The sequence below is a fragment of the Photobacterium sp. TLY01 genome, from assembly GCF_021432065.1.
In the GTDB taxonomy this organism is placed as follows: Bacteria; Pseudomonadota; Gammaproteobacteria; order Enterobacterales; family Vibrionaceae; genus Photobacterium; species Photobacterium halotolerans_A.
Genome location: NZ_CP090364.1, coordinates 862,205 through 874,814 on the forward strand (window position 1 = coordinate 862,205; position 12,610 = coordinate 874,814).

Consider the following 12,610-nt stretch of genomic DNA (forward strand, 5'->3'; position numbering starts at 1 on the left):
GGCTGATTGCCGCTGTCTTAATAGCTGGTTCACTTCTTGCATGGTCTTGGGTATATCCACGACTTTGGTCGTCAAATAATTGTCAGTGTAGGTAGTTATGAAACCGTCCAGCAGCATTTCTGTCGATTTTAGTACGCCCGGACCTTCCGTCCGGCCGGGTAAGCCTGCTCGTTCTGACAGCCGTGAAGATACAGGATTATCGGGTTTTTCATCACGACTTGAATCTGCCGTTCACAGCGAAAACAAGACGCGGAGTCAGCGTCAAAAAATTGAATCGTCTGCTGTGCAGCCGGCGAAATCCAGCGACAAAACAGCGCAGGCACATCAGGCGAAAGACGCTCAGCGGCAAGAAAGTGCAGAGCAAGCCGCAGCGGAGAAACCATCGGAAACCGCGGCTGATAGCAACCAGACAGTGGCACATGAAACGCCTGAGTCTGAGAGTGCGGAAGAAAGTATCCGCGCTGAGGCTGAGGCTCTGTTAGACCGGCTCAATGCCTCCAGCCAGCAACTGCAGGTGGCAACAGATGGCAAAGAATTGCCACCTGAGTCTGAAAGCAGTGACGTGCAAGGGGCAGATGTCGCCTTATTATCGGCAGGCGTCCCTCTGCAATCTGGAGCTCAGGCGCAAAATGCTGACATGTCTGAGGCCGGAGATGAGCTGAGTGCGGCTGGCGGGCAATCGGGTAAGCTTTCCGAGATGCTGGCCGCAGTCAGCAAAGGGACGGCGTCTGATGGGAAAGGTCAGGGTGAGAAGCCTGATCTGACACGCGTGGCAGGTTCAGTTCAGTCGGCCATTCAGGGCGACGCTGCGACGGGCAGCGAAGGAGATGCGCAACCAGACTGGCTCAGTGATGCCATTGCCCGGTTGTCAGCCTCCGCCAAAGGCGGGGAAGCAGGCACGGCTGACACGACTCATGCGAATCAGGCGGGAGCGGGTCAACCTGGTGTCTCCGCTTCACTTCAGGCCGCTTTGTCTGATGCCGGGCTGCAGATGGAGTCGGTGCAAAAAGACGCTCTGGCGACCGGGACGGCATCCGGCACCAATGCGATTACCGGCCAGTCTACTTCACTGGCTGCGATGCAGCGGGCTGAAGCACAGACGCAGCCCACCGCACTGCCATTACAAAAAGAGATGGCGGGTGAGCAACTGGCGGAGCGGGTGCAGATGCTGATGAGTAAAAACCTCAAGCATGTCGATATTCGTCTGGATCCGCCCGAACTGGGCCGGATGCAGATCAAACTGGCCATCAATAACGACCAGGCCTCAGTCCAGTTTCAGGTCGGCAACGCGCAGACCCGGGATTTGATTGAACAGGCGATGCCGCGATTACGGGAACTGCTGCAGCAACAAGGCATTCAGTTAACTCAGGGCAGTGTGCAACAGGACAGCAATCCGCAGTTTGCCGGCCAGCATTCCGGCTCACAACCGGGTGAAGAAGGCATGGCCAGAGGCGGCCAGAACGGCCAGTCGCAGCAGGATGATGACGATGCTCATGCGATTGCCGTGACTGTCAGTGAGCAAAGCGACGGCATTGATTATTATGCATAACCCCCGGCGGCGCAGCGGGTATGTTGCGACAACCAAATGACGATGATTGACCCGTGAAGGGAATGGGAAATATGGCTGACTCAGCAGCAACAACAAATAGCAAAAAACGCATTATATTGATTTTAATTGCATTGGTCCCCGTGCTTTTGGGGGGCGCTGCAGCCTGGTTTTTCCTGTCTGGCGATCAGCCTGAAGCGGGTCACGACAGCCTGTCGGCAACCTCTGCTTCAGGGAAGCCGGAACCGGCTTATTACGTGATCTTGCCACATCCCTTTATTTTTAACGTGACCGGGGATACCCAGCAGCGGCTGGTCCAGGTCAAAGTACAACTGATGGTACGCGGTGATGAGAATGATACGCTGGCCCGTCAACACATTCCTTTGGTCGAAAGCACCCTGCTTCAATCGTTCGGTGCTGCCAGTGTAGAGCAGCTTCGTTCACCCAGCGGGCGGCTTGAACTCCGTCAGCAGTCCCTGCAATCGGTGCAGTCTGCGCTGGTGAAAGTGTCTGGCAGCCCTGTGGTCGAACAGGTTCTGTTTACTGGCTTTGTAATGCAATAGGTTCCCAGTGACTGATTTATTAACCCAAGACGAAATTGATGCGCTGCTGCATGGCGTCGATGATGTAGAGGATGATCACCCCCGGCAAGAGGAAGGCACCGGGGTTATCTCGTTTGACTTCTCATCACAAGACCGCATTGTCCGTGGCCGGATGCCGACGCTTGAGCTGATCAACGAGCGTTTTGCCCGCCATATGCGGATCAGTTTGTTTAACATGCTGCGCAAGACGGCAGAAGTGTCGATCAATGGTGTACAGATGCTCAAGTTCGGTGAGTATCAGAACACCCTCTATGTCCCGACCAGTCTGAACATGGTGCGTTTTCGCCCTTTGAAAGGCACGGCCTTGATTACCATGGAAGCCCGGCTGGTCTTTATTCTGGTTGAAAATTTCTTTGGTGGCGATGGCCGTTTCCACGCCAAGATTGAAGGGCGTGAATTCACCCCGACAGAGCGCCGCATTGTTCAGATGCTGTTGAAACTGGTGTTTGAAGACTACCGGGAAGCCTGGTCGCCTGTGATGGGAGTGGAGTTCGAATACCTGGATTCCGAAGTGAACCCGACCATGGCCAATATCGTCAGCCCGACAGAAGTGATTGTCGTGAGCTCTTTCCACATTGAAGTGGATGGCGGCGGCGGTGATTTCCATGTGGTGATGCCATATTCCATGGTGGAGCCGATCCGCGAATTGCTTGATGCCGGTGTCCAGAGTGACAAGATGGATACCGATGTCCGCTGGAGCAAGGCACTGCGGGATGAGGTGATGGATGTTGAAGTGAATCTGCGTGCCAAATTACTCGACATTGACCTGACCCTGCGGGATCTGATGGAGCTGCATGCCGGCGACGTGATACCGATTGAATTGCCGGAGACGGCCACGCTTTATGTCGAGGATCTGCCGACTTACCGCGGAAAAATGGGTAAGTCAGGGGATCACGTGGCGATAAAGATTTCCAAGAAACTGAAGCGGCCAGATACGGTGAAAACGGACCTTGCCTTCTTAGATGGCGACGAACTGAGTCCGACTTTCTCCGCCACTGACCCGATTGACGATTAATACAGGTGACTTATGTCAGATAAAGATCAACAAATTGCTGACGACTGGGCGGCAGCCCTGGCTGAACAGGCCGACGACCATATTGAAGCGGCACCGCTGGAAGAGCTCACAGACGAAAGTACCCCGATTTCGGATGAGGAACGTCGTCGTCTGGATTCCATCATGGATATTCCGGTCACGATTTCGATGGAAGTCGGGCGTACCAAAATCAGTATCCGTAACTTACTGCAACTGAATCAGGGGTCGGTCGTTGAACTGGACCGTGTCGCCGGTGAGTCGCTGGATGTTCTGGTTAATGGCACCTTGATCGCCCACGGTGAAGTGGTGGTGGTCAACGATAAATTCGGTATTCGTCTGACTGACGTGATTAGTCAGACTGAACGTATCAAGAAGCTGCGGTAACAGAATGAAAGCATTGAAAAGCACATTGCTCGCCGGTCTGGCCCTGAGCAGCCAGCCGGTCTGGGCGGCCGGGGCACCGGAGCTGGATATGGGCGCCACGATAGGGTCGTTGCTGCTGGTCCTGGTTCTGATCGTTATTCTGGCCTGGCTGCTGCGCCGCATGAAACTGCCGGGAGTGAGTGGCGGAGAGAACGGGCTGCAGATTGTCCGCCAGGTGGTGGTGGGCCAGCGCGAGCGAATCGTGCTGGTGCAGGTGGGTGACGAGCAGTTGCTCATTGGTGTGACGCCGCAAAATATTTCAATGCTGACCAAGCTGGAAACCCCCTTGCCGGTCAGTGCCGGTGCAGGCAACGGTGAGTTTGCACAGCAACTCGGTAAATTGTTGAAAAGACAATGATGTATAGATCTCACTTCTTAATCTGGGTCGTCGGTGCACTGTGTTTGCTGCTGTCCGGCATCGCCAGTGCGCAGAGCGAAGAGGGCGGTCTGGGCAATGTGGCGGGCAGCAATGTCACTGTCAGCGAGATGCAGAGTGACAAAGGGGCGGCAACCCTGCTGACCACCAAAGGCGGTGGCGGTATTCCGGCATTTTCTGTGTCGGTGAACCCGGATGGCACCGAAGATTATTCAGTCACGCTGCAAATCCTGGCGCTGATGACAGCGCTGGGCTTTTTGCCCGCTATTGTGATCCTGATGACCTCATTTACCCGTATCGTGGTGGTGATGTCGATTTTACGTCAGGCGCTCGGTCTGCAGCAGACCCCGTCAAATCAGGTGATTATCGGGATTGCCTTGTTCATGACTTTCTTTGTCATGTCTCCGGTCTTGGATGAGATCAATACCAAAGCCGTTCAGCCTTACATCAATGAAGAACTCTCTGCCCGTGAAGCGCTGACGGTCGCCCAGGATCCGCTGCGCCAGTTCATGCTCAAACAAACGCGGGTCAAAGATCTGGAAACGTTTGTTGATATGTCAGGATCGCAGGCAACGGACCCTCAGCAAGTGCCGATGACGGTCCTGATCCCTGCCTTTATTACCTCGGAGCTCAAAACGGCGTTCCAGATTGGCTTTATGCTGTTTCTGCCATTTCTGGTCATCGATCTGGTCGTGGCTTCCATACTGATGGCCATGGGTATGATGATGCTGTCGCCGATGATCGTCTCACTGCCGTTCAAGCTCATGCTGTTTGTACTGGTGGATGGCTGGAACCTGATCCTGTCAACACTGGCTGGCAGTTTCGGCACCTGATGACAACGGAGAAACACAGACAATGACGCCAGAAGCCTTCGTCGAAATTTTTCAGGAAGCCCTGTATATGGTCCTGGTGATGGTCTGTGTGATTGTCATCCCTGGCTTGCTGATTGGTTTGGTGGTTGCGGTTTTTCAGGCCGCCACTTCTATTAATGAGCAGACGTTAAGCTTCCTGCCGCGTCTGGTGATCACCCTGGTGGCGCTCATGGTGTTTGGTCATATGATGACCCGAATGCTGATGGATTATTTTCATCGCATCATTGAGCACATTCCTCAAATCCTTTACTGAGCAGACTGGTCATGACGTATCCGGCGGAGGTCATCTTAGATTGGCTGGCCAACTATTTTTGGCCACTGACCCGCATCGGCGCCATGATGATGAGCATGACCTTTTTCGGCGCCCGGTTTGTGTCGATGCGCATCCGGCTGTATCTGTCGCTGACGGTCACTTTTGCTGTGATGCCCATGCTGCCCCAGGTGCCTGACATACCTTTGTTATCCTTTCAGGGCTTTCTTACCACAGGCCAGCAAGTGATCATCGGGGTTGCGATGGGGCTGGTGACCCAGTTTGTCACTCAGACTTTTGTTTTATTGGGACAGATACTGGGGATGCAGTCCAGTCTGGGCTTTGCCTCCATGGTCGACCCGGCCAACGGACAGAACACTCCAGTACTGGGGCAACTGTATATGATGCTGGCCGTGATGCTCTTTCTGGCAACGGACGGGCATCTGGCAATGCTCAGGCTGGTGGTGCTGAGCTTTACCACTTTGCCGGTCGGCCAGTCGATGTTGCAGGCGGTGGATTATCAGCAACTGGCGGGCTGGTTCGGCTGGATGTTCAAAGCGGGATTAAACATGTCGCTGGCAGGCATTATTGCGCTGTTGACGGTGAACCTCTCATTCGGGGTGATGACCCGTGCGGCACCTCAGCTGAATATTTTCTCTCTCGGCTTCTCATTTGCGCTCTTGCTGGGGTTGTTTGTCAGCTGGTATCTGCTCATTGGCATTCAGGCGCAGTATGAAGAGCACTGGCAACTGGGTACCGAGCAAATCTGCAGCCTGATCAGGCTGGATTGCTGATGACAGGTAGGAGGGAGTCTGATGGCTGAGTCAGACGGACAAGAACGTACTGAAGACGCAACCCCCCGACGGTTGCAGCAAGCGCGGGAGAAAGGTCAGGTCGCGCGCTCAAAAGAACTGGCGTCGGTCGCGGTACTGGTCGCCGGAGCGGTTGGCCTGATGTGGTTTGGCGAAATGCTGGCCGTTGCTTTGAGTGAAGTGATGCGCAAGTTCTTTACGCTCAGCCGGGAGGAAGTGTTTGATTTTACCAAACTGCTTTCGGTGACCGGGGACGCCATCGCGCATATGCTGTGGCCTTTGCTGCTGGTGCTGATCTTTCTTTTTGTGGCGGCACTGATCGGCGCTTCCGCCCTGGGCGGAATCAGTGTTTCCGCTGAAGCGGCCAGACCTAAACTTTCCCGGATGAACCCGGCCAGCGGCCTTAAACGTATGATAGGCAAGCAAAGTGCCGTTGAGCTGGTGAAATCCATCCTCAAAGTCACTTTGGTGGCCGGCGTTGCGTATTACCTGATGTACAGCAGCCTGGAAGGTTTCTTTCAGCTCAGCATTGAGACCTATCCGAGCAACATCTTTCATGCGCTGGAGATTTTACTGCGCTTTGTCTTGCTGATCTGTTGCTCGCTGCTGGTGGTGGTGGCGATCGATGTGCCGTACCAGATCTGGCAGCATAACGAGCAGCTGAAGATGACCAAGCAGGAAGTCAAAGACGAATATAAAGATGTCGAAGGGAAACCTGAGGTCAAAGGTCGTATCCGTATGCTGCAGCGTGAAATGGCGCAGCGGCGCATGATGGCGGAAGTGCCTAAGGCCGATGTAGTCATCACCAACCCGGAGCACTTCTCTGTGGCCTTGCGTTATGACCCGAAACTGGATCGGGCGCCTGTGGTCATCGCCAAAGGAACCGATCACATGGCGATGAAAATCCGGGAAGTGGCCAACCAATACAAGATTGACATCGTGCCTGCGCCGCCGCTGGCACGTTCCCTCTACCACAGTACCGAACTGGAACAGCAAATACCGGATGGTCTGTTTGCTGCAGTCGCGCAGGTACTGGCGTACGTGTTCCAGCTGAAACAATACCGGCGCGGTCAGGGTAAGCGGCCCAAGTTATCTGCTGGTGCTGTGGATATTCCTCCTGAATTACGCCACTGATCCTTTGCGGCAGAATGTTTTGGCTGCAGGTCAAAAAATTGACTTATCAAAGCGGTATAAATTTTGCTTTATGCGAAGCTTAGCCCGTTCAGATGTCTGATATTCACGGACAACGCCCAGTGAAGTCACCGAGCGCGCTGTGAACACTGACGATTAACCGATCCCAACCCAGTAAGAATGCATGAAGCTGCCGATACCCTTTTCAGATAAATTGCCTTTACACAGATTACAGTCATTGCCTGCAATCGGTGCCCCTGTCATGGTTCTGGCAACATTGGCGATGGTTGTGTTGCCAATGCCGCCCCTCCTGCTGGATATGGCCTTTTCCTTTAATATTGCCCTGGCTCTTGTGGTGCTGTTGGTGACTGTGTACACCCGTCGCCCGCTGGATTTTGCGGCTTTTCCGACCGTACTGCTGATTGCCACCCTGCTCAGGCTGGCACTGAACGTGGCATCTACCCGGGTTGTACTGCTGAATGGTCATGAAGGCCCGGAGGCGGCAGGTCAGGTGATCGACGCCTTTGGCTCTGTGGTGATCGGGGGAAACTATGCGGTGGGTCTGGTGGTCTTCCTGATTCTGATGATCATCAACTTCATGGTCGTGACCAAAGGTGCCGGCCGGATTTCAGAAGTCAGCGCCCGCTTTACCCTGGATGCCTTGCCGGGTAAGCAGATGGCGATTGATGCTGATCTCAATGCCGGGCTGATTGATCAGGAGCAGGCGCGCACACGCCGCAGCGAAGTTACCAAAGAGGCTGACTTTTACGGCTCAATGGACGGTGCGTCTAAGTTTGTGAAAGGGGATGCCATTGCCGGTATCCTGATCCTTTTCATTAATATTATCGGCGGCCTGATTATCGGGATGGGCCAGCATGGTCTCGGCTTTAATGAAGCGATTGAGATTTACAGCCTGCTGACTATCGGGGATGGTCTGGTGGCGCAAATCCCGTCTTTGTTGCTGTCCATTGGCGCTGCCATGATGGTGACTCGTCAAAATACTGACGAAGACATGGGGCAGCAGATGCTGTTCCAGATGTTTAACAATCCCCAGGCTCTGATCATCACAGGCGGAATACTGTTTGTGATGGGGATTGTTCCCGGCATGCCGCATATTCCGTTTCTGCTGCTGGCGCTGATGATCGGCCTGATTGCCTATTGGCGGGTGAAGAAAGCGCAACAGGCAAAAGTATTGGCAGAATCCGCCCCGCCTGAGGCGCTCGACAGCAAGCCTGTGACCAAAGAGCTGTCGTGGGATGATGTCCAGCCTATGGATACCATCAGCCTGGAAGTTGGCTACCGCTTGATCCCTATGGTCGATAAAGAGCAGGGCGGCGAGTTGCTGGAGCGGGTCAAAGGTGTCCGGAAAAAGCTGTCACAGGATTTTGGCTTCCTGGTGCCGCCTGTTCATATCCGCGATAACCTGGAACTGCCGCCCAACACTTACCGCATCAGTCTGATGGGGGTGAACAATGGCGAATCCAACATTCACCCGGACATGGAGCTGGCGATCAATCCGGGTCAGGTCTTTGGCAGCCTGGAAGGGGAGCGCACCACCGATCCTGCATTCGGGCTGGAAGCGGTGTGGATTTTAGAATCACAGCGCGAGCATGCTCAGGCACTGGGCTATACCGTTGTTGATGCCGCCACTGTCCTGGCTACTCACTTGAGTCAGATTCTGGTGAACAATGCTTCTCAGCTGCTCGGCCATGAAGAAGTACAGAACCTGCTGGAAGTGCTGGGGCAGTCGACGCCGAAACTGGTGGACAATTTCGTCCCGGATCAGCTGCCGTTAGGGGCTGTGGTAAAAGTACTGCAGAACCTGCTGCATGAAGGGGTACCGATCCGTGATATCCGCACCATCGTCCAGACTTTGTCCGAGTATTCCGGTAAGAGTCAAGATCCCGACATTCTCACCGCAGCGGCACGGATTGGCCTGAAACGCCTAATTGTTCAGGAAATCAATGGAATAGAGCCTGAACTGCCGGTTATTACTCTGGTTCCTGAGTTGGAACAAATTTTGCATAAAACTATGCAGTCAAGCGGGGGCGAGTCCTCCGGGATTGAACCGGGTCTGGCTGAACGCTTGCAGCGCTCTCTGACCGAAGCCACACATCAGCAAGAGTTGAAAGGCGAACCGGCGGTACTGTTAACGTCTGGCGTACTGCGCGGCACGTTAGCCAAGTTTGTGAAAAACACCATCCCGACACTGCGGGTGCTGTCTTATCAGGAAATTCCTGATGAAAAGCAAATCCGTATTGTGAATGCAGTGGGTAACTAGGTGTCTCAGGCTGACTGAGTCAGCCGAAACGTGCAGGGTAATCCGTCACCGGATGGGAAGACTGAATTGAAAATTAAACGATTTTTTGCCAAGGATATGCGAACCGCGCTGAGTGAAGTCAAAGAACAACTCGGTGCGAATGCGGTGATCATGTCCAATAAGAAAGTGACCGGCGGGGTTGAGATCGTGGCGGCGGTGGACAATGACGCCAGCGAAGCTAAGGTCCCCTCACCGTCACAACCTGCCCGTGATGCCCTGGCGGAACGTTTTGGTGAGGCCAGACGCAAATTGGCGGATGACAAGGTCCAGTTGCAGCAGCCAGGCAGCGGTCACTTTGCCCGAGTGCTGCAAAATTACGCTCAGGAGCCTGAAACTGAAGTGGACTCTCTGTCTGCTTTGTTGCAGCGTCAGTCGAAACACAGCAGCGGCCACTCGGCTGAGCGTCAGGGATATGACTTTTCCTCCCGTCCTCCCTCGGAAAAAAGCCCTTACGGCGGTGACAGACGTCAGACGACACACCCTTATGGGGCTGCCGGACGTCAGTCTCAGACCAATGCTTACGGTGATTACCGCCAAAATCATGACGCAGATGCACCGGCAGGGCGAACCGGCCGAACAGCTCAAGCCGGCGCCAGCCAGAAAAACAGTGGATTTCAGAACCGTCTGGATCCCAGCCGTTATGAGTCGCGTGCACCCCGTCGCGACGATGATCTGGATGCGATGCGCAGCGAGATGGCGTCGATTCGTCGTCTGCTGGAGCACCAGTTGTCCGGTTTGATGTGGCAGGAGGTTGAGCGGCGTGAGCCGATGCGGGCCATGATGATCAAACGGCTGGAAAAAATGGGCTTATCTTCAGAGCTGGCCGATCAGCTGGCTTGTTATATTCCGGAAGATGTCCCGCCGCACAAGGCCTGGGCATCCCTGCTTCAGTTACTGGCCGATCAGATCATTACCACAGATGACTGCATCCTCGAAACCGGGGGCGTGGTCGCGCTGCTCGGTCCGACCGGTGTCGGAAAAACAACGACCATTGCCAAACTGGCCGCCAGAGCGGCGATGGACTTTGGTCCTAATGAAATCGCATTGGTCACCACAGATACTTATCGTATCGGTGCACATGAACAACTGGCAACCTATGGTCGAATTTTGGGCTGTCCGGTCAGAGTTGCTAAAGATGCCGAAGAGCTTGCCGATATACTTCATCAGTTACGGCATCGCCGCCTTGTCCTGCTCGATACAGCAGGCATGGGGCAAAGGGATCTCCGCCTGCAGGAACAGCTGGATACCCTGATGCACAATAGTGGCTCACAAATTCGTAGCTTTCTGGTATTACCGGCAACCTCCCAGCGCCGCGTTCTGCACGAAACCATTGAGCATTTCCGTCGTATCCCGCTGTCGGGCTGCGTGCTGACGAAGCTGGACGAAACCCTCAGTTTGGGTGAAGTGATCAGTGTCACGCTGGAAAGTGCGTTGCCGATCGCCTACCTGGCGGATGGTCAGCGGGTGCCTGAAGACATTAAAGTCGCCACAGGACACTTCATGGTGAATCGTGCAAACGAGTTGTTGGAAAACGACATGGGCCAGCAAACCCACTTCTGGAGCAGCGATAGCGCAGATAACCAGGGGGCGGATTTTTATGATTGAGAACATGATGCACGATCAAGCAAGCGGCTTGCGCCGTATGACAAAACTGGCCTCGACCAAAGTGATCACCGTCAGTGGTGGTAAAGGCGGTGTGGGTAAAACCAACATCACGCTCAATATGGCGATTGCCATGGCCCGGCAGGGCAAGAGAGTGATGGTGCTGGATGCCGATCTTGGCCTGGCCAATGTTGATGTGATGCTGGGGCTGCGAGCAGGTCGTAACCTGTCTCATGTCCTGTCGGGAGTGTGCGATCTCCGGGATATCATCATTGAAGGCCCTTACGGCGTCAAAATCATACCGGCTTCTTCTGGCACGCAAAATATGGCGGAACTGTCCAGTGCTCAGCACGTGGGCCTGATCCGCGCGTTTGCCACCCTGGAAGATGAAGTGGATGTTCTGCTGGTCGATACTGCCGCAGGGATCTCAGATATGGTATTGAGTTTTGCCGGTGCCGCCCAGGATGTACTCATTGTCGTATGTGATGAGCCGACCTCAATTACCGATGCGTATGCGCTGATTAAAATCCTGAACCGGGAATACCAGGTGCAGCGGTTTAAAATTGTGGCCAATATGGTCCGCAGTTACCGTGAAGGGCGAGAGCTGTTTGCCAAGCTGACCCGGGTGACTGAACGATTTTTGCAGGCCAACATGGAGTTGGTTGCCTGTATTCCATTAGATGACAGGGTACGTCAGTCGATTAAGCGGCAAAAAGTGGTTGTGGAAGCGTTCCCGCGTAGCCCAGCGGCACTGGCCCTGACAACGCTTGCCAACAAAGCGTTAACCTGGCCGGTACCGAATAATCCGGCCGGACATCTGGAATTTTTTGTTGAAAAGTTATTAGTAAAACCAACACCTGAAGAGGTACCTCTGGGTGAATAAAGCACAAACATACGGCCGATATCAGGAATCCCCCCATGCGTTTGTTGAGCGGTATTCGTCACTGGTGAAGCGGATCGCGCATCACCTGATGGCGCGATTGCCACCCAATGTGCAACTGGAAGATCTGATCCAGGCTGGCATGATTGGTTTGCTGGAAGCACAACAGAACTATGATCCGGGCAAAGGAGCCAGTTTTGAAACCTTTGCCGGAATTCGAATTCGGGGCGCCATGCTGGATGATATCCGTCGTGGCGACTGGGTTCCTCGCTCCGTATACAAAAACAACCGCCGGATATCTGACGCTATTGCTCAGTTGGAAAGCCGCCTTGGCCGCGATCCAAATGACCAGGAAATTGCTGAATATCTCGAAATGACACTCGAACAGTACCATCAGGCATTAAATGATGTTAATTGTGGTCGCCTAGTGGGTATGGACGACCTGGGTGTCTCAGAAGATACGGTAGCAACCGAAGATTCAGTGGCAGAAAACCTCCCTTTTCAGGATGTTGCGGATGGCAGCTTTCGCCATGCATTGGCGGGTGCTATTCGTACTTTGCCGGAAAGGGAAGCACTGGTGTTGTCGTTGTATTACGACGAGGAACTCAACCTCAAAGAAATTGGTGCCGTTTTAGGTGTCAGTGAATCCCGTATTTGCCAGATTCACAGTCAGGCAATGCAGCGTCTGCGGGCCAAGTTGTCTGCTTGGACTGCTTCATAAACACACGATTTAGAAGAAACACTGTGACCTCAGTGGAGGCAA

Annotated in this window: 13 protein-coding genes; all 13 read left to right on the top strand. The window is 54.1% G+C overall.

Features of this window, described 5'->3' with window-relative positions:
* Window positions 1-97: 97 nt before the first annotated feature.
* Window positions 98-1,549: a flagellar hook-length control protein FliK gene (locus LN341_RS04330; protein ID WP_234204112.1), complete on the top strand. Its 1,452-nt coding sequence runs from the start codon at window positions 98-100 to the stop codon at window positions 1,547-1,549.
* A 71-nt stretch (window positions 1,550-1,620) separates the two neighbouring features.
* Window positions 1,621-2,109, top strand: a complete 489-nt coding sequence (gene fliL, locus LN341_RS04335; protein WP_234204113.1) for a flagellar basal body-associated protein FliL — start codon at window positions 1,621-1,623, stop codon at window positions 2,107-2,109.
* 7 nt (window positions 2,110-2,116) lie between these two features.
* On the top strand, window positions 2,117-3,163 hold the full coding sequence (gene fliM / locus LN341_RS04340) for a flagellar motor switch protein FliM (protein ID WP_046219521.1): 1,047 nt from the start codon (window positions 2,117-2,119) through the stop codon (window positions 3,161-3,163).
* A 12-nt stretch (window positions 3,164-3,175) separates the two neighbouring features.
* On the top strand, window positions 3,176-3,565 hold the full coding sequence (gene fliN, locus LN341_RS04345) for a flagellar motor switch protein FliN (protein WP_046219520.1): 390 nt from the start codon (window positions 3,176-3,178) through the stop codon (window positions 3,563-3,565).
* A 4-nt stretch (window positions 3,566-3,569) separates the two neighbouring features.
* Window positions 3,570-3,962, top strand: a complete 393-nt coding sequence (fliO, locus tag LN341_RS04350) for a flagellar biosynthetic protein FliO (RefSeq protein ID WP_234204114.1) — start codon at window positions 3,570-3,572, stop codon at window positions 3,960-3,962.
* Complete coding sequence (gene fliP / locus LN341_RS04355; RefSeq protein WP_046219518.1) at window positions 3,962-4,813, top strand: flagellar type III secretion system pore protein FliP; 852 nt, start codon at window positions 3,962-3,964, stop codon at window positions 4,811-4,813. Before fliO ends, fliP begins: the two co-directional genes overlap by 1 nt.
* A gap of 22 nt (window positions 4,814-4,835) precedes the next feature.
* On the top strand, window positions 4,836-5,105 hold the full coding sequence (gene fliQ / locus LN341_RS04360) for a flagellar biosynthesis protein FliQ (protein ID WP_027253946.1): 270 nt from the start codon (window positions 4,836-4,838) through the stop codon (window positions 5,103-5,105).
* A gap of 11 nt (window positions 5,106-5,116) precedes the next feature.
* Window positions 5,117-5,896 carry a flagellar biosynthetic protein FliR gene (fliR, locus tag LN341_RS04365; protein WP_234204115.1) on the top strand — a complete coding sequence of 260 codons (780 nt, stop codon included), beginning with the start codon at window positions 5,117-5,119 and terminating at the stop codon, window positions 5,894-5,896.
* 21 nt (window positions 5,897-5,917) lie between these two features.
* Window positions 5,918-7,048, top strand: a complete 1,131-nt coding sequence (gene flhB / locus LN341_RS04370; protein ID WP_046219516.1) for a flagellar biosynthesis protein FlhB — start codon at window positions 5,918-5,920, stop codon at window positions 7,046-7,048.
* Window positions 7,049-7,229: 181 nt separating this feature from the next.
* Window positions 7,230-9,326 carry a flagellar biosynthesis protein FlhA gene (gene flhA, locus LN341_RS04375; protein ID WP_046219515.1) on the top strand — a complete coding sequence of 699 codons (2,097 nt, stop codon included), beginning with the start codon at window positions 7,230-7,232 and terminating at the stop codon, window positions 9,324-9,326.
* 66 nt (window positions 9,327-9,392) lie between these two features.
* The gene (flhF, locus tag LN341_RS04380; protein WP_046219635.1) at window positions 9,393-10,970 is read left to right on the top strand and encodes a flagellar biosynthesis protein FlhF; all 1,578 of its coding nucleotides are present in this window, start codon (window positions 9,393-9,395) and stop codon (window positions 10,968-10,970) included.
* On the top strand, window positions 10,963-11,850 hold the full coding sequence (locus LN341_RS04385) for a MinD/ParA family protein (protein ID WP_027253951.1): 888 nt from the start codon (window positions 10,963-10,965) through the stop codon (window positions 11,848-11,850). The genes flhF and LN341_RS04385 overlap by 8 nt, the downstream gene beginning before the upstream one ends.
* Window positions 11,843-12,568 (top strand): RNA polymerase sigma factor FliA, encoded by a 726-nt coding sequence (locus LN341_RS04390; protein ID WP_234204116.1) that lies wholly within the window; start codon window positions 11,843-11,845, stop codon window positions 12,566-12,568. The genes LN341_RS04385 and LN341_RS04390 overlap by 8 nt, the downstream gene beginning before the upstream one ends.
* The last annotated feature ends 42 nt before the right edge of the window (window positions 12,569-12,610 follow it).

What these genes read in the sequence shown, in the direction of transcription:
- LN341_RS04330 (WP_234204112.1), top strand. Translation starts at nt 98, where the DNA reads ATGAAACCGTCCAGCAGCATTTCTGTCGATTTTAGTACGCCCGGACCT.
- fliL (WP_234204113.1), top strand. Translation starts at nt 1,621, where the DNA reads ATGGCTGACTCAGCAGCAACAACAAATAGCAAAAAACGCATTATATTG.
- fliN (WP_046219520.1), top strand. Translation starts at nt 3,176, where the DNA reads ATGTCAGATAAAGATCAACAAATTGCTGACGACTGGGCGGCAGCCCTG.
- fliO (WP_234204114.1), top strand. Translation starts at nt 3,570, where the DNA reads ATGAAAGCATTGAAAAGCACATTGCTCGCCGGTCTGGCCCTGAGCAGC.
- fliP (WP_046219518.1), top strand. Translation starts at nt 3,962, where the DNA reads ATGTATAGATCTCACTTCTTAATCTGGGTCGTCGGTGCACTGTGTTTG.
- fliQ (WP_027253946.1), top strand. Translation starts at nt 4,836, where the DNA reads ATGACGCCAGAAGCCTTCGTCGAAATTTTTCAGGAAGCCCTGTATATG.
- fliR (WP_234204115.1), top strand. Translation starts at nt 5,117, where the DNA reads ATGACGTATCCGGCGGAGGTCATCTTAGATTGGCTGGCCAACTATTTT.
- flhB (WP_046219516.1), top strand. Translation starts at nt 5,918, where the DNA reads ATGGCTGAGTCAGACGGACAAGAACGTACTGAAGACGCAACCCCCCGA.
- flhA (WP_046219515.1), top strand. Translation starts at nt 7,230, where the DNA reads ATGAAGCTGCCGATACCCTTTTCAGATAAATTGCCTTTACACAGATTA.
- LN341_RS04385 (WP_027253951.1), top strand. Translation starts at nt 10,963, where the DNA reads ATGATTGAGAACATGATGCACGATCAAGCAAGCGGCTTGCGCCGTATG.